Here is a 15,183-nt window from a genome sequence, read left to right as displayed (position 1 = left end):
GACAATAAATCGGGATTGTGAATCGATGCGAGCAACTCGCGGCCGCCAAAGGCCATCGTAGATGCGAAGAGCGGTTCAACTCGTTCTGATCTTTCTCACCTCTGCGCTCGTCACGCTGGGGATCATGGGCGTCAACCTCGGCAACGGCCCGCAGAGGCCTCGACCGGCGTCCGAGGCTCCCGCGGACAAGATCAATCCGCAAACGAGGTCAGCGAACGCCCGGCTGCTGGCGGAGACCGGGCGCCTGCGCGAGGCCCAGGACGCATACTTGGAAATTCTGCAAAACAACTCCCTCGATCCTGTGGCGATGGAGGGGCTGGTGGCGGTGAGGCGCCAGCTGGCAGCCGACGACCCAGCGGTGCTTCGCCGCCAGGCCGCCGAGTACCGGCAGGCGATCGCACGAAGGGGGGAGACGCCCGAGCATTACTCGCGAAACAGCCTCGAAATCCTTGCGGCGGCAAGCGCGCGGGCGGCGGCCGTGATCGAGTCGAAGCGAATCGTCGCTCATCCGACGGATACGACGCCGATGACACGAGGGCGTTCCGAGCCTCGGCCGCAAGACCGGCACGCATCTCGAGTAACCAAGGGCTTGCAGCCGGCAGCGCCGCTCCCGCCTCCGGCTGCGACGCCGCACCCCCAGCCTCCTCCGACGTCCGCTCCCGCTTCGCCCGCCGCCCCCGCGACGAGCACGGACAAGCCCGCGGCGAGCGCGGACAAGCCCCCCGCCGGCCAACCATCACCTGCACCCGCCGTAGTCCAGGAAACCGTCGCGGTCTTGACGCCCCCCGGCGAGCCGGTAGTCACCCCGAGCCAGGGAAGCCTCGTCGGGATTGACTGCCAGAAGCGTACCTTTGTGCTTCGCGGCGCAAATGGTGATGAAGAGTACTTCACCACCCCCACTGTCACGATCTATGCCCGGGGAGCCTCGTCCCACCGGCTGCCAGATTTTTGCGGGCTCGAGAGTTATCTCGGCCATGCGGTGACCGTCTGGACGGTCTCAGCCGGCGACCGGAGAATCGCAAAGGAGGTAAGCGTCACGCCTTAAACGCCCAGCCATCCGCGCTCCTGTTTCGCCTCGTCCTCAAGGGAGCCCGTTCGCCCTACGCGAATGTCCCAGCGACGCCATCGCGGCGTTGGAGCGTTCTCATCTGGATCGGGGAGGGATCAGGATGGGGAAGCGGCTGAGGAGAGAGGCACGCTCGATCTCGCGGCGCCGTTTGCTGTCCCAGGCCGGGCTGGCGCTGGCGGGGACGGCTTCGGGAATAACCCCGGCCGTCCTGCGCGACCTGGCGCACGCGGTGGCCACGCCGGCGACCGGCCAGCCGAAGCGCGGCGGGACGCTGACGGTCAGCCAGTCGGTCGACATCAACACGCTGCACCCCTGGAACGGCACGCTGAACGTCTGGAAAGTGACCAAAACCAACATCTTCGACCAACTCTCGTACCAGGATCCGACGACCTTTCAAGTCAAACCGAAGCTGGCAAAATCGTTCGTCTGGACGGATAACAACACCAGCCTGGTGGTCGCGCTTCCCAGCGGCGTGACCTTCCACAACGGCGAGAAGCTCACCGCCGAGGATGTGAAGTTCACCCTCGACAGCATCCGCGATCCCAAGGTGGGATCATGGTTGCGAGGGTTCGTTGCGCCGATCAAAGACGTGCAGGTGCTCGACGACACCCATCTCAAGATCAAGACCGAGACGATCGAGAACCAGCTCATCCCCGCCTTCACGTACGTGGATATCGTGCCGCGCAGCATGGGGACGGATCTGGCCAAGAAGAACCCCATTGGCTCGGGGCCCTACAAGTTTGTGGAGTGGATCCCGAACGACCATGTCACCCTCGAGCGAAACCCGAACTACTGGAACGAGGCGCGGGCCGGACACGTCGACAAAATCATACTCCGGCCGGTGACCGAGCTCCAGACCCGCATCTCGCAGCTCCTCGCCGGTGACGTCGACCTCGTCTACGATTTTAGCCTGCAGGAGGTTCCGCGCCTCCGCGCCGACAAGAGCATCGCCGTCGCGGTCGTCCCGCCGGCGGACCAGATGTTCCTCGTATACCTGAACATGCGTAAGCCGCCCTTCAACAAGCTGGAGATGCGGCAGGCGATGGCGTGGGCCCTCGACCGCCAGGGATTCATCAAGAATTTCCTAGCCGGCCTGGGGCGCGTCGACAACAGCCCGTTTACCCCGCAGCATTGGGCGTTCGACCCGAAGACGGAGAACGCGTACTCGTACAACCCGGACACCGTGGGAAAGCTGCTGGAGAAGGCCGGCTACCCCAAGGGGCGGGGGCTCAACTTCAGCTTCCTCGTGCCGTCGGGGTACCCCGAGTTCAAGCAGATCTCTACGCTGCTGCAGGCGACCTTCGCGTCCGCCGGATACCGGCCGGCCATCGAAGAGGTGGACATCGCGCAGTGGGCGGCCCGGCTGAATCAGACCAAAGACTTCTTCGCCTGTGTCGACTACCCACCGCGGGGATCGACGGATCCGGCCCTCACGTACTCGGCCGGGTTGTTCTTTCCGCCTGTCCCGGCCAACTATCTCGGTCTGACGCCGGACATGATTCCCGGCTACGTCGACGAGATCCGCAAGGGCGCCACGACCCTTGAGCGGGGGGCGCGAAAGTCGGCCTACACGAAGGTCCAGGAGCTGTGGCTCGAGTATCTCCCGGGTCCGATCTACTGCCACCGCTCGACCGCCCACGCCCACCGGCCGTATGTGAGCGGATTCGTGCCGCACCCGGCGTTTCAGCAGAGCTTCGCGGACGTCTGGCTCGCCAAATGAGCCCACGATAACCCGACCCGCAGGCAGCCCGCCGCGATGGCTCGATACCTGATCTGGCGCGCCGTGAGCGTCGTCCCCACGCTCCTCGGCATCACGGTCCTGGTGTTTCTCGTCACCTACTTCATCCCCGGCGACCCGGCCCAGGTGCTGGCGGGCGCCGAGGCCCCACCCGAGGTGGTGGCCAGCCTCCGCCATCAGTGGGGGTTGGACCAGCCCATCTACGTTCGGTACGGCGTCTGGATGGGAAACATCGCCCGGGGCAACCTGGGCGAATCCTACTTCAGTCACCAGACCGTCCTGCGACTCGTGGGGCGCGCGTTTCCGGTCACCTTGGAGCTGGCGCTGCTCGCGCTCGTCATCGCCGTCGCGATCGCCGTCCCGACCGGGATCATCTCCGCCGTCCGGCCCAGGTCCTGGTTCGATCTGGGGGCGACGGCGGTCGGGTTCATCGGGCTGTCCATCCCCGGCTTCTGGCTCGGGATCATGTTGATCTACGTGTTCGGCGCGGAGCTGCGGTGGCTGCCGGCCGGCGGCTTCACCCCCCTCTCTCAGGGCCTGCCCGCGAACATTCGCAGCATGATCCTCCCCGCGATTGCGCTTGGGACGTTCGCCTCGACCCAGCTGATGCGCTACCTGCGGGCGGGCATGCTGGACGTGCTCAACGCGGATTACATCCGCACCGCGCGCGCCAAAGGCCTGGCCGCCGCGATGGTGCTGGTGCGCCATGCGATGCGCAACGCGTTGATTCCGTTCATGACCGTCTTAGGAGTGCAGATGGGGTATCTGCTGGGCGGTACGGTCATCACGGAGTCCGTCTTTGCCCTGCCGGGGGTAGGCCGGTTGGTGCTGAACGCAATCCTGAACCGCGATTACCAGGTCGCCGTGGGGATTATCCTGTTGATCGCCGCGGCGTTTGTGCTGGTCAATCTCGTCGTTGATCTCCTCTACCCGGTGCTCGATCCGCGAGTCCGGCTCGGGCAGGCCACGAGCTGGCGGTAGCCTGCGCATGGGAGCAGTCGAGCCCGACCGCGCCGCCCGCATGGAGTACGTCGGGGGGGCCCGCGTCACCAGCCGGCCGATCGCGACCTCGTCGCTCCGGCGGGCCGCTCGGTGGGCGGGCAAGCGGGGGACCTTGTTGGTCGGTCTGGGGGTTGTGCTGGCGCTGTGCGTGGTCGCGCTGGCGGCCGCGGCGATCTCTCCCTACGCACCCGACCGGCAGAATATGGCCGCCACGCTCCAGCCGCCGTCGGGCTCGCATCCGTTCGGCACCGACGAGTTCGGGCGCGACATTCTGAGCCGGGTGTTCTTCGGGGCCCGATTGACGCTGCTGGCAAGCGGCGCCGCCGTGCTGCTCGCGGTCCTCATCGGGAGCACGATCGGCCTCACGGCGGGCTACTTTGGGGGCGTGTACGATACCATCACCGGGCGGATCACCGACATCTTCTTCGCCTTTCCGGTAGTGCTCCTCGGTATCGCGATCGTCAGCGTGCTCGGTCCTGGGGAGCCGAGCGTCGTTGTGGCCATCGCGCTGGCCTCCCTGCCCAACTTCGCGCGGGTCTCCCGCTCCGCCATCCTCCGGGAACGAGAGTTCGAGTATGTGGCCGCGGCCCACGCCGTGGGCGCCTCCACACCCTACATTATCGTTCGCACACTGCTGCCCAACCTGATCGGCCCGCTGACGGTCCTGGTGTCCCTCGGGTTTGCCTACGCCGTCCTCTACGAAGCCTCCCTCAGTTTCCTTGGGCTGGGAGCGCAGCCGCCAACACCGGAGTGGGGCGTGATGTTGTCGAGCGCCCGCGACTACCTCTTTCAGTCGCCCTGGTACGCGTTCTTCCCCGGCGTCTCGATCGTGGTGCTCGTCTTTTCGCTCAATCTGGTCGGCGACGGCCTGCGCGATCTGCTGGACCCGTACCGGCACAATCGATAGGAGGGAACGGCCTGTGCCTGGAGATCGGAACGTCACGATTGGCATCATCGGCGCCGGCTTCGCCGCGAATCTCCACATGGAAAACTACGCGCACGTCCACGGCGTGGATCTGCGGATCGCGGGAGTCGCCTCCCGCAACCCGGAGCGCAGCCGGCAGTTCGCGGAAAAGCACGGACTCGAGCGGGCGTACCGCGGCGTGGACGAGCTGCTCGCCGATCCGCAGATCAATCTCGTCGATCTGTGCATTTCCAACTACCAGCACGTCCCCTTTATCCTCCGCTGCGCCGAGGCCGGGAAGGCCGTCATCTGCGAGAAGCCGTTCACGGGGTTCTTCGGAGACGGTGAGCCTCTGGTCGGGAACCGGTTCGCGCGGGCCGAGATGCTCGCGGGCGCGCTCGAGAGCGCCGACCGCGCGCTGGACGCCCTGCGGCGCGCCGGGGTCCGGCTCCACTACGCCGAGAACTGGGTGTACAGCCCGAACATCCGGAAGGCGGCCCGGCTCGTGGACCGGACCGGGGGGGCGATCCTCCGGATCGTCGGCGAGGAGTCGCACAGCGGCACCCACTCCGATTACGCGCGGCAGTGGCGGTACAGCGGAGGGGGGAGCCTGATCAACAAGGGGTGTCACCCGCTCGGCGCCGCGCTGCAGCTCAAATACGACGAAGGGCGCCGGAAGTACGGCGAGCCTATCCGGCCGGCGAGCGTCACGGCGTGTGTGGCCCGGCTGACGCAGACCCGCGGCTTCCTCGCCGACACGGAGAAATTCATCCGGGAAGGCTGGGTCGATTCGGAGGATTGGGGCGCACTGTTCCTCACGTTTGACGACGGCACCGTCGCCCAGATCACGGCGTCCGACATCGTCCTCGGGGGTATTCAGAATGTGCTCTCGATCTACGGCAGCCAGGCCGTCGTCCACGCCAATAACGTCCCCAACACGAGCGTCGTCGCCTACGCCCCGCGCGACGGCCTCTACGGGGGCGAGTACATTCGCGAAAAGGTGGAGACGGCCTCGGGCTGGCAGTTCACCAGCGGGGACGAACACTGGATGAACGGGTTTCCGCAGGAGCTGCAGGACTTCTGCGAGGCCGTGGCGTCGGACCGCGAACCGGTGAGCGGGGCGATGCTGGCCCGCGACGTCACCGTGGTCTGCTATGGAGCGTATCTGTCCGCCGAGCAGGGCCGCGCCGTCGATCTGCGGCCGCACGTGCGCCGATGAATGCCGGGCGTCACAACCTGTTCAATCCGTTCAGCGCCGCGGCCTTGTAGGCCTCGGCCAGGGTCGGATAGTTGAAGACGGCGTCGCGCAGATATTCGATCGTCCCTCCGTGGTCGATGATAGCCTGGCCGATGTGCACCAGCTCGGTGGCGTTCTGGCCGATGATGTGCACCGCCAGCAGCTTGAGCGCCTCGCGATGGAACAGGAGCTTGAGCATACCGCCCCGGCCGCCGCTGATCTGCACGCGGGAGAGCTCCCGGAAAGGTGCCACGCCGACTTCGTAGGGCACCGCGCTCTTCGTCAACTCCTGCTCGGTGGGGCCGATCATGGCAATCTCCGGGATCGTATACATCCCATAGGGGAGCCGCGACGACATCCGGGGCGCGTCGATGCCGAATGCATGCATCGCGGCGATCCGTCCCTGTTCCATCGACGTCGAGGCGAGGTTGGGGAACCCGATGACGTCGCCGACCGCATAGATGTTTTCGACATCTGTGCGGTACATCTCGTCCACCTTGATGCGGCCGCGGTGGTCCGTGCGGATCCCCACCTCTTCTAAGTTCAGGTTTTCGGTCGCCCCCACCCGCCCCGCGGAGAACATGAGCGAGTCCGTGGTCAGGCTCTTGCCGCTCTCCAACGACACGAGCACCCGCCCGTCGGCGCTCGGCGCGACCCTGGACACACGCTCGCCGAACCGCAGGGTGACCCCCTGGTCGCGCATGTGATAGTAGAGCGCGTCCTCGATCTCGTGGTCCACAAAGTCCAGCGGACGCTCCCGGCCGTCGATGAGCGTCACCCGTACGCCGAGCACCTGGAAGATCGTGGCGTACTCGACCCCGACGACGCCGGCCCCCACGAAGGTCATGGTCCGCGGAACGTCCGTCAGGTTGAGGAGTCCGTCGCTATCGATGACCCGGCGGTCGTCGAACTCGATGCCGGCCGGGCGATCCGGCACCGTGCCGACGGCAATGATGATCTTGTCCGCGGTCAGCGCCACCGTCGAGTCGGGCGTGGTCACCGCGACCCGGTGCGGATCGAGCAGCGAAGCGGTTCCGGACTCGATGTCGACGGAGTTGCGAATCAATTGATCCCTGACGACATTCACCTCGGCCTCGATCACGCGCTGGGTGCGGAAGGTGAGGTCCTGGATGGTGATCTTCTCTTTGACGCGGTAGGCAGCCCCGTAGACCTGGCGCTGGCGCACCCCCGACAGGTACGAGACCACCTCGCGCAGGGCCTTGCTGGGGATCGTGCCCTGGTGGATGCAAATGCCGCCCACGTCGGGATTTCGCTCGACGATCGCCACCTGCTTGCCGAGCTTGGAGGCCGCGATCGCGGCTTTTTGGCCGGCCGGCCCACTCCCGATGACGACGAGATCGTACTCCCGCACCCCGTCCTCCTCCTACGCGTCGTCCGACATTAGCGGTACTTCGCGAGTACTCATTCACCTGCGTTATGGCGGCGTTAAGGCCTGGTGAAGATTTCAGCCGATTTTCACCTCCGCCTAACCTGCACCATCGCCGTTTCTGCTACAGTGGTGGCCTGACCCCCATCCCCCCGATCGGAGGAATCACCCGATGATGCGTTCGGCACGGTTGTGGCTTGCCTTGGTCGCATGTGGCACGGCCGGTTCGTTGGTGGCGCCCGCCGCGTTGTCGGGGCCCGCCGGCACGGCGTTCTCCGTTCAGCGGGTGCTGCTGCTGAGCGTTGACGGGCTGCACGCCGTGGACCTCACCGGCTTCATTAAAGGCGCCCCGGACTCGACGCTCGCCGAGCTCAGCCGCGCGGGGGTCACCTACGCTGCGGCGACGTCTGCCCTTCCGTCGGATTCCTTTCCCGGCCTGGTGGCCATCCTCACGGGCGGGTCCCCTGCCGCCACGGGCGTGTGGTACGACGTGAGTTACGATCGAGGCCTGTCCGCGCCGGGCTCCAACTGCAGCACGACCGGGGTGGAGGTGGCGTTCGACGAGTCCATCGACAAAAATCCTGATGCCATCGACGGTGGCGGGGGCATCGATCCGGCCCGCCTCACCCGCGACCCACGGCGGGGGTGCGCGGCGGTCTTCCCGCATGACTACCTCCGGGTCAACACGATCTTCGAAGTTGTGCGGTCGCCGGAGCGCCGCACCGCCTGGGCCGACAAGCACCTCTCGTACGACATCGTGCGCGGCCCCTCCGGGCAAGGCGTCGACGATCTCTACACCCCCGAGATCGCCGCGGACAAAGGGAGGGCGACGGGCACGGTCCAGGACGCCGAGGCCAACGACGACCTCAAGGTCCGGGCCGTCCTCAACGAGATCCAGGGCAAGGATCACGCGGGCGTCACGGCGGTCCCGGTCCCCGTCCTGTTCGGCATGAATTTCCAAGCGGTGAGCGTGGCCCAAAAACTGCCGGGCGGCGGCTACCGCGATGCCGGCGCCACCCCCGGCGCGATGCTGCTCGAGGCGCTCCGGCATACCGATCGTTCCATCGGCCAGTTCGTCGGCGAGCTGCGCGCGCGGAATCTCCTGGCGTCCACCCTCATCGTGATCACCGCGAAGCACGGTCAGTCCCCGATCGATCCGACGCGGAGACAGGTCGTTGACAAGGGGATGATCCCAAAGATCGTCAACACCGTGCAACATGATCTCCTTGCGCACGCCACCCAGGACAGCGTGTCCCTGCTGTGGCTGCGCGACCGGGCCAAGACCGCATCCGTCGCCGCGGCGCTCCGGGCCACCCAGCGGTTCGCGGGCATCGACGCGGTCATCGCCGGTGACGGGCTGGTCCGGATGTTCGACACCCACGCGGCCGATTCGCGCACACCGGACATTATCGTGCAGCCGACGGTGGGAGTGATCTACGCGAGCTTGACGGCGACCAAGATCGCCGAGCACGGGGGGTTCTCCGACGATGACACGCACGTCGCCCTCCTGGTCTCGATCCCCGGGTTGGAGCCGCGGGTGTCGCCGGCTCCAGTGCGGACGGCTCAGGTCGCGCCGACGATCCTGGACGCGTTGAAGTTGGACCCGCGCGCGCTGCGCGCGGTGCAGATGGAGAAGACTCCTGTCTTGCCCGGCCTCGGCACCGTAGCGGCGTCGTCCCGGTAAGCGGCGGGATCTCACGACCTATCATAGAAGCGGGCCCGTGGCGGGACGTTCCTCCGCGGCGCGAACTCCTCGGAACTTGATCAGCAGCAGCACATCGTATATTCCTTTCAGCGCGCCGCCGATGAGCAGCGGCCAGCCGAAGGTCGAGAGCGTGAGCAGGTATCCTGCGAGGATCGGGCTCGCGGCCGTGGCGAGGCTTCTGGGCACGGCGGTAATGCTTGCCGCGGCGGGGCGTTCCTCGGGTGTTACCACCGCCATGACATAGGATGTGCGCGTGGGCACATCCATTTGCGAAAGCGCGTTGCGGGCCAGCAGCAGGCCAATCGCCGTGGCGAGGTTGGGCGCAAACGGGACCAGGATCAGAAAGATGTTCGACGGCAGGTGTGTGAACACCATCGTATTGATCAGACCGATCCGCTCGGAGATCGGCACAGCCACCAGAAACGAGAGTGCGGAACACACGCTGCTCCAGAACAGGATCGACGAGGCCGTCGCCACGGAGAGATGGAACGCTTGGAAGAGCCAGAGCGCGAGCAGCGACTGGACGAAGAATCCGCCTCCGAACGCATCGATGCTGAACAGCGCGGCGAGGCTGTAGATGACCTGTTTCGATTGTCCCAACGCCGGCCGCGGGGCCTCGGGCCGAGACGGCGCCTCGACGGCCGCCGACAGCGGGCGATACAGGAGGAACGCCACGAGACCGAGCGCGCCGTACACCCAGAACGTGAACTGCACGGCGGCGACCCGGCTGATTCCAACGCGGGCCGCGACAAGGTCGGGGATCGCCGCGGCCAGCGTTCCCATCGCCGCCACGAGTGTCCCGGCCAGGCTGTAGCGCGCAAACAGCGCCGTCCGCCGCCGCGGCTCGACCGTCTCGGCCAGCACGGTGTGTTCGAGCGGCAGGAAGACGCTCACATCGCCGGCCGAAGGGTTCATGGTACCGACAAAAGCAACGATCAGAATGGGCCAGTACTCGCGGGTAAGCGCGAAGCCCATCCCAGTCGCCGCCATCAGCAGGCAGGCGCCGAGTAACATCCACCGCCGGGAATACCGATGGGCGATCAACCCTAATGTGAGAGTGAGTAAGGCGGACCCAAGCAGCGTGCCGGTAATGATCGAACCGATGGCCAACGGGCTGAAGCCGAGCCGGAGCAGGTAAATCGGCAGCAACAAAGAGACGAACCCATCCCCAAACGCCCGCACGCTCCTGCCGGCGAGCACCCGCAGGGCATCGGCGGAGAAACCCCGAGGTAGGGGTCGCCACCACTCGTCCCCCGTCACTGGCCGACGTTGCCGGCTGAGCGCATCTCGGGCCTGGTGCGGCCTTTCGGAACCTCTCTAATGCGAAGACAGGCCGGGCATCTCCATCAGCGGTCGAATTTCAACAGTCCCGAGCCGCGCGCCTGGAATCCGTCCGGCGATGTCGATCGCCTCGTCGAGGTTCCGGGCGTCGACCAAGAAGTAGCCGCCCAACTGTTCGCGCGTCTCCGCGAACGGACCGTCGGTCACCAGCCGTTTGCCCTCGCGCACCCGGACGCTGGTCGCCGTCGACACAGGGTGCAGCGGGGCGGCGGCGAGATACTTCCCGGTTGACCTGATCTGATGCACCAACTGCGCGGACTCCTCGCGGCACTGCTCCTTCTCGGCTTCATCCGAGGCCTGCTCATCACCGTACACCAGCAGCAAATATTTCATGTGGTTGCCTCCATTCGAGCCGGTCTAGCCGCCGGCCATGGCCCCTACGACGAGAAAGGGCTCCGTCCCCCTCGCGACCGCGTCGGGCAGCGGCGTATCCGGCGGCTCGTGGGACAGATCCTGCTCGCAGGCGAAGAACCGCAAGAACGGCCGGCGCTGCTGCGTGACGTGGTCGCGGATCGTCCCGCGCAGCACCGGATAGCGGGCCTCGAGGGCGTCGAGGACCGAACGCTGCGTCACCAGACCGTCGAGTTCGAGTCCTACCTCTCCGTCGACCTGCGCCAGCTTCCGCAGATGGGCCGGCAACGCGACCCGGATCACGGCAGCGTCTGCACTTCGACGGACAGGACAGCCGGGAGGTCGCGGACGATAGGCTCCCACCGGTCGCCGGCGTCGGCCGAAACGTACACCTGCCCACCCGTGGTCCCGAAGTACACCCCGCACGAATCGAGCGAGTCGATCGCCATCGCGTCCCGCAGCACGTTCACGAAGCAGTCGCGTTGCGGCAGACCGTTCGTGAGCGGTTCCCATTCGTTTCCGCCCGTCTGGCTACGGTACACGCGCAGCTTCCCATCGGGCGGGAAATGCTCGGAGTCGCTCTTGATCGGCACGACGTAGATCGTGTCCGGTTCGTGGGCGTGCACGTCGATCGGGAACCCGAAGTCGGTCGGCAGGTTCCCGCTGACTTCGTGCCACGAGTCGCCGCCGTCGCTGCTGCGCATGACGTCCCAGTGCTTCTGCATGAACAGCACGCGCGGACGCGACGGGTGGATCGCGATGCGGTGGACGCAGTGGCCGACCTCCGCGTTCGGGTCGGGAATGCCCTCCGATCGGAGGCCGCGGTTCACCGGCCGCCACGTCTTCCCGGCGTCATCGGTCCGGAACACGCCTGCGGCGGAGATGGCGATGAAGATCCGCTCGGGATTGCTCGGATCCTGAACGATCGTGTGCAGGCACATCCCGCCGGCGCCCGGCTGCCAGGAGGGCCCTGAGGCGTGGCCGCGCAGCCCGGAGAGCTCCTGCCAGGTGCGGCCGGCGTCCACCGAGCGGAAGAGGGCGGCGTCTTCCACCCCGGCGTAGACGGTATCCGGATCGGTCAGCGACGGTTCGAGATGCCAGACCCGCTTGAACTCCCAGGGGTGCTGCGTGCCGTCGTACCACTGGTGGGTCCCGGGGATGCCGTCATATACGAACTGGTTCCCCACCGGCTCCCATGTCTTGCCGCCGTCGTTAGAGCGCTGGATCAGCTGCCCGAACCAGCCGCTTGATTGCGATGCGTACAGCCGGTTGCGGTCGGCGGGAGAGCCCTTGACGTGGTAGATCTCCCAGCCTGCGAAGTGGGGGCCATCGATGTCCCATCGTGCGCGCTTGCCGTCCGATGTCAGGACGAACGCGCCCTTGCGTGTACCCACCAGGATCCGTACGCTGCTCATCTACGCCCCCCTGCGCGGTTCGGACTTCGCCTGCATTTCAGGAAACGTGCCGGCGGCCTCCTGGACATCGGCAGGGAAGTCCGACATCTCGAACACCTGGCGAACCTCGATCACTTCGTTGTCCGAAGCGGGGCAGCGTGATGCCCATTCGACCGCCTCTTCCTTCGACTTCACCTGAATCATCCAGTAGCCGCCGAGCGTCTCCTTCGTCTCGGTGAAGGGCCCGTCGGTCACCGTGGGCTTCCCTCCGGAGAACCTCACGCGCGAGCCCGTCGACGGCGGGTGGAGGCCGTCGAGCGCGAGCAGCACGCCGGCCTTCTGCAGGGATTCGTTGTACTTCATCATCGCCGCCACGGCCTTGGGGTCGGGCGTGGTGCCCGGCTCGGCCTTCTCGTACCCCTTCGGGATCATCAACATCATGAACCGCATCGTCATACCTCCTTCGCTTGTTCACAGTTTACCATCCATGCTGGACACTTGTGTTCATCGTCTCACTGCATAGTCGAACGGGCCGGCTCGAGATCGACATGGGGGGCGAGGAAGTCCCTATGCCTGGTGTACAATGAAGAAAACTGGCTCGATGCAGCAGCAACCAAGGGCGACCGGTGATGAGCGAGGACACGGCTGAACGGGTGCGCGATACGGTGGACACCGTCTACCGCTCCGATTCGCGCCGGGTCCTCGCGACGCTGATCCGCCTGCTCGGCGACTTCAACGTCGCAGAGGAGGCGCTGCACGATGCCTTCGCGGCAGCGGTGGAGCAGTGGCCGCGGGATGGCGTGCCCACCAACCCCCGGGCCTGGCTCGTGTCGGCCGGCCGCTTCAAGGCCATCGATGCTATGCGCCGGCGCGCCCGGTTTGACGCGTCGCTGGCCGCGCTGGCCGAGCAGCTCGATGCCGCCACCAGTGACGGCGCGGAGTGGGACGACGAGGGCGTCGGAGACGATCGGCTGCGGCTGATCTTCACGTGCTGCCATCCGGCCCTGCCGCCGGACGCCCAGGTCGCGCTGACCCTGCGTGAGGTATGCGGCCTCACGACCGAGGAGATCGCGCGCGCCTTCCTCACCGGCGCGCCCACGGTGGCCCAGCGGATCGTGCGTGCCAAGGCCAAGATCCGCGACGCACGCATTCCGTATGAGGTGCCGTCGCGCGCCGATCTGCCGGATCGGCTGGACAGCGTGCTCCGCGTCGTCTACCTGGTGTTCAACGAGGGGTACTCCGCGTCCTCGGGCGTGTCGCTGACGCGGCACGATCTCTCGGGCGAGGCGATTCGCCTGGGGCGGCTGCTCATCGAGTTGCTGCCCGAGCCCGAGGCCGTGGGGCTCCTGGCGCTGATGTTGCTGCAGGAATCGCGGCGGGCGGCGCGCACCTCGCCGGAGGGCGAGCTGGTCCTGCTGGACGACCAGGACCGCTCGCTCTGGAATCGGGATCAGATCGCTGAGGGATCGGCGTTGGTGCAACGCGCGCTGTCGTCGGAGCGGGTCGGCCCGTACACGCTCCAAGCGGCGATCGCGGCGGTCCACGCCGGAGCGCCCAATGCCGCCGCGACGGATTGGGCCCAGATCGTCGGACTGTACGACGTGCTGGCACGCGTGGATCCGTCGCCCGTGGTCGAACTGAACCGCGCCGTGGCGATAGCGTTGCGCGACGGCCCGGCGGCGGGTCTGGTCCTCATCGACGCCCTCCTGGCCCGTGGGGATCTTCGGGACTACCACCTCGCGCACTCGGCGCGGGCGGACCTGTGCCGGCGACTGGGGAGGACAGCAGAAGCCCGGGCGGCCTACAAGCGGGCCCTCAGCCTCACGCGCCAGGAGCCGGAGCGTCGATTTCTCGAGCGACGGCTGGCTGCGCTTCCGCACTGAGACGCGCACCGCCCGCTCGGACTCACCGTTCGCGGCGCTCTCGTCGAGCGGTCCGCTTCGGGGTGTGCGAGAGCGCGGCGTAGAGGCCGTCGAACAGCGCGATTCCGTGCGTTTCGCGGTCGGCATCGGAGCGGGACATCCATCCGCGGAGGACCGCGTCGATCCCGGGAACTTCGGGGCGGGTGTAGCGGCCGTCTCGCAGATCGATCTCGTGGACGATCTCCGCGATCGCCCCCACCGCGGGATCGTCCAGCCCAAAGGCCCTGACCATCGTTTCGAACGTGCACAGGTTCCCGCGGTGGCTGAACGGACCCTGACTCATGTCGAAGGCGACCTCATCCGGTACCGTGGTATTCGAATAGCGGATCACGGCGCGGGGGTTGATGAACCGCCGGATTAACCAGGCGCACGCCAGCCGGTCGACATGGGGGCTGGGCCGCGTGACCCAGCGCTTGTTCCGGTACGCCGAGAGGGCGGCGGCGGTCACCTGCGGGGTATCCGGCGGTGTCGGAGAGAGGGCCTCCTCGATCCTGGCCAGCCGCGAAGCCACCTGCGCCCCTGCCGGGGAGTCGAAGAAGTCGACGCGCGCGATCTCTGCATACTCCCTCTTCAGCCTCCCCAGCAGCTCCCGCGCCTGCGCGTCATCCCTTGAACCGCGCTTCCTCGAGCCGGCGAGGGTTTTCTCCAGCGATGCGGCCCTCACGTCGAGCGCCGCGTAGTCTTCCTTGCGCGCTTCCCGAAACAGCTCCATGAGACGGGCGTCGCTGAGCCCCTCGAAGCGCTCCACGCGGAGGAGCAGCGCCTCTCCGCCTGCCTGCTCCACCTCTTGGGCGAGCCACTGAAACGCTTCCACGCACTCCTCGCGCGCCGGGAGGACATGGACGCCACCCTTCGGCGAGATCGCCCCCACAGTCCGCAGCCGACGCCAGACGGCGACCCGAGGGCTCGACCGCCCCTTGGAAGGCAGGGAGTAGGAGAAGACAGTCCAGGGCATCTCCGGGAGCGTATCATATATTGCCATTGTCTGCAATACATATTGCTTCATGATACTGCGTGATCGCCCGGCGTGCCCGGCGGACGCCCGTTGGTCGCGTGGGGGGTCCCCGGGCGGAGAAGCGCGGCCCCCAGCGATGTCCCGGGGGCCGCGCGGTCGAGGGGCGCGTGCGCAATCA

14 protein-coding genes are annotated in these 15,183 nt (G+C 66.8%); 7 read left to right on the top strand and 7 right to left on the bottom strand.

All coding sequences use genetic code 11. From position 1 onward, the window contains the following. Window positions 1-61: 61 nt before the first annotated feature. The 5 genes from VFP86_04970 (at window position 62) to VFP86_04950 (ending at window position 5,932) form a co-directional block, all read left to right on the top strand. Window positions 62-1,045, top strand: coding sequence for a hypothetical protein (locus VFP86_04970; protein ID HET8998978.1), 984 nt, complete (start codon window positions 62-64; stop codon window positions 1,043-1,045). 124 nt (window positions 1,046-1,169) lie between these two features. Next, window positions 1,170-2,789: an ABC transporter substrate-binding protein gene (locus VFP86_04965; GenBank protein ID HET8998977.1), complete on the top strand. Its 1,620-nt coding sequence runs from the start codon at window positions 1,170-1,172 to the stop codon at window positions 2,787-2,789. A gap of 36 nt (window positions 2,790-2,825) precedes the next feature. Continuing rightward, the gene (locus VFP86_04960) at window positions 2,826-3,788 is read left to right on the top strand and encodes an ABC transporter permease (GenBank protein ID HET8998976.1); all 963 of its coding nucleotides are present in this window, start codon (window positions 2,826-2,828) and stop codon (window positions 3,786-3,788) included. Window positions 3,789-3,795: 7 nt separating this feature from the next. Beyond that, on the top strand, window positions 3,796-4,716 hold the full coding sequence (locus tag VFP86_04955; GenBank protein HET8998975.1) for an ABC transporter permease: 921 nt from the start codon (window positions 3,796-3,798) through the stop codon (window positions 4,714-4,716). A gap of 13 nt (window positions 4,717-4,729) precedes the next feature. Further along, entirely contained in the window at window positions 4,730-5,932 is a 1,203-nt protein-coding gene (locus tag VFP86_04950) for a Gfo/Idh/MocA family oxidoreductase (GenBank protein ID HET8998974.1), read from the top strand. Window positions 5,933-5,942: 10 nt separating this feature from the next. Here VFP86_04950 and sthA read toward each other — a convergent pair whose 3' ends face one another. After that, the gene (gene sthA / locus VFP86_04945) at window positions 5,943-7,322 is read right to left on the bottom strand and encodes a Si-specific NAD(P)(+) transhydrogenase (protein ID HET8998973.1); all 1,380 of its coding nucleotides are present in this window, start codon (window positions 7,320-7,322) and stop codon (window positions 5,943-5,945) included. 187 nt (window positions 7,323-7,509) lie between these two features. On the opposite strand from sthA, the gene VFP86_04940 reads away from it, so the two are divergent. Continuing rightward, the gene (locus tag VFP86_04940; GenBank protein ID HET8998972.1) at window positions 7,510-9,021 is read left to right on the top strand and encodes an alkaline phosphatase family protein; all 1,512 of its coding nucleotides are present in this window, start codon (window positions 7,510-7,512) and stop codon (window positions 9,019-9,021) included. 21 nt (window positions 9,022-9,042) lie between these two features. On the opposite strand, the gene VFP86_04935 is transcribed toward VFP86_04940, so the two are convergent. The 5 genes from VFP86_04935 to VFP86_04915 form a co-directional block, all read right to left on the bottom strand. Beyond that, window positions 9,043-10,242, bottom strand: a complete 1,200-nt coding sequence (locus tag VFP86_04935) for an MFS transporter (protein ID HET8998971.1) — start codon at window positions 10,240-10,242, stop codon at window positions 9,043-9,045. Window positions 10,243-10,359: 117 nt separating this feature from the next. Then, entirely contained in the window at window positions 10,360-10,716 is a 357-nt protein-coding gene (locus tag VFP86_04930) for a YciI family protein (GenBank protein HET8998970.1), read from the bottom strand. 24 nt (window positions 10,717-10,740) lie between these two features. After that, a complete protein-coding gene (locus tag VFP86_04925; GenBank protein HET8998969.1) occupies window positions 10,741-11,037 on the bottom strand; it encodes a MoaD/ThiS family protein in 297 nt (98 codons plus the stop codon). After that, window positions 11,034-12,149 (bottom strand): exo-alpha-sialidase, encoded by a 1,116-nt coding sequence (locus VFP86_04920; protein HET8998968.1) that lies wholly within the window; start codon window positions 12,147-12,149, stop codon window positions 11,034-11,036. Before VFP86_04920 ends, VFP86_04925 begins: the two co-directional genes overlap by 4 nt. Beyond that, the gene (locus tag VFP86_04915) at window positions 12,150-12,578 is read right to left on the bottom strand and encodes a YciI family protein (protein HET8998967.1); all 429 of its coding nucleotides are present in this window, start codon (window positions 12,576-12,578) and stop codon (window positions 12,150-12,152) included. It abuts the gene before it with no gap. 179 nt (window positions 12,579-12,757) lie between these two features. Here VFP86_04915 and VFP86_04910 point away from each other — a divergent pair, with 179 nt between their 5' ends. Beyond that, complete coding sequence (locus VFP86_04910) at window positions 12,758-14,011, top strand: RNA polymerase sigma factor (GenBank protein ID HET8998966.1); 1,254 nt, start codon at window positions 12,758-12,760, stop codon at window positions 14,009-14,011. 22 nt (window positions 14,012-14,033) lie between these two features. Here the strand turns inward: VFP86_04910 and VFP86_04905 are convergent, their stop codons facing one another. Further along, window positions 14,034-15,005 (bottom strand): chromate resistance protein ChrB domain-containing protein, encoded by a 972-nt coding sequence (locus tag VFP86_04905; protein ID HET8998965.1) that lies wholly within the window; start codon window positions 15,003-15,005, stop codon window positions 14,034-14,036. Between the last annotated feature and the right edge of the window lie 178 nt (window positions 15,006-15,183).

The organism is bacterium (assembly GCA_035703895.1).
Taxonomy (GTDB): Bacteria; Sysuimicrobiota; Sysuimicrobiia; order Sysuimicrobiales; family Segetimicrobiaceae; genus Segetimicrobium.
Note: the sequence above shows the minus strand (reverse complement) of the source record. Positions and strands in the feature narration are given on the sequence as shown.

Bases quoted from the DNA above. Each gene is read 5' to 3' on its own strand.
- VFP86_04970 (HET8998978.1), top strand. From the start codon at position 62: ATGCGAAGAGCGGTTCAACTCGTTCTGATCTTTCTCACCTCTGCGCTC.
- VFP86_04965 (HET8998977.1), top strand. From the start codon at position 1,170: ATGGGGAAGCGGCTGAGGAGAGAGGCACGCTCGATCTCGCGGCGCCGT.
- VFP86_04960 (HET8998976.1), top strand. From the start codon at position 2,826: ATGGCTCGATACCTGATCTGGCGCGCCGTGAGCGTCGTCCCCACGCTC.
- VFP86_04955 (HET8998975.1), top strand. From the start codon at position 3,796: ATGGGAGCAGTCGAGCCCGACCGCGCCGCCCGCATGGAGTACGTCGGG.
- VFP86_04940 (HET8998972.1), top strand. From the start codon at position 7,510: ATGATGCGTTCGGCACGGTTGTGGCTTGCCTTGGTCGCATGTGGCACG.
- VFP86_04930 (HET8998970.1), bottom strand. From the start codon at position 10,716: ATGAAATATTTGCTGCTGGTGTACGGTGATGAGCAGGCCTCGGATGAA.
- VFP86_04920 (HET8998968.1), bottom strand. From the start codon at position 12,149: ATGAGCAGCGTACGGATCCTGGTGGGTACACGCAAGGGCGCGTTCGTC.
- VFP86_04915 (HET8998967.1), bottom strand. From the start codon at position 12,578: ATGCGGTTCATGATGTTGATGATCCCGAAGGGGTACGAGAAGGCCGAG.
- VFP86_04910 (HET8998966.1), top strand. From the start codon at position 12,758: ATGAGCGAGGACACGGCTGAACGGGTGCGCGATACGGTGGACACCGTC.
- VFP86_04905 (HET8998965.1), bottom strand. From the start codon at position 15,005: ATGCCCTGGACTGTCTTCTCCTACTCCCTGCCTTCCAAGGGGCGGTCG.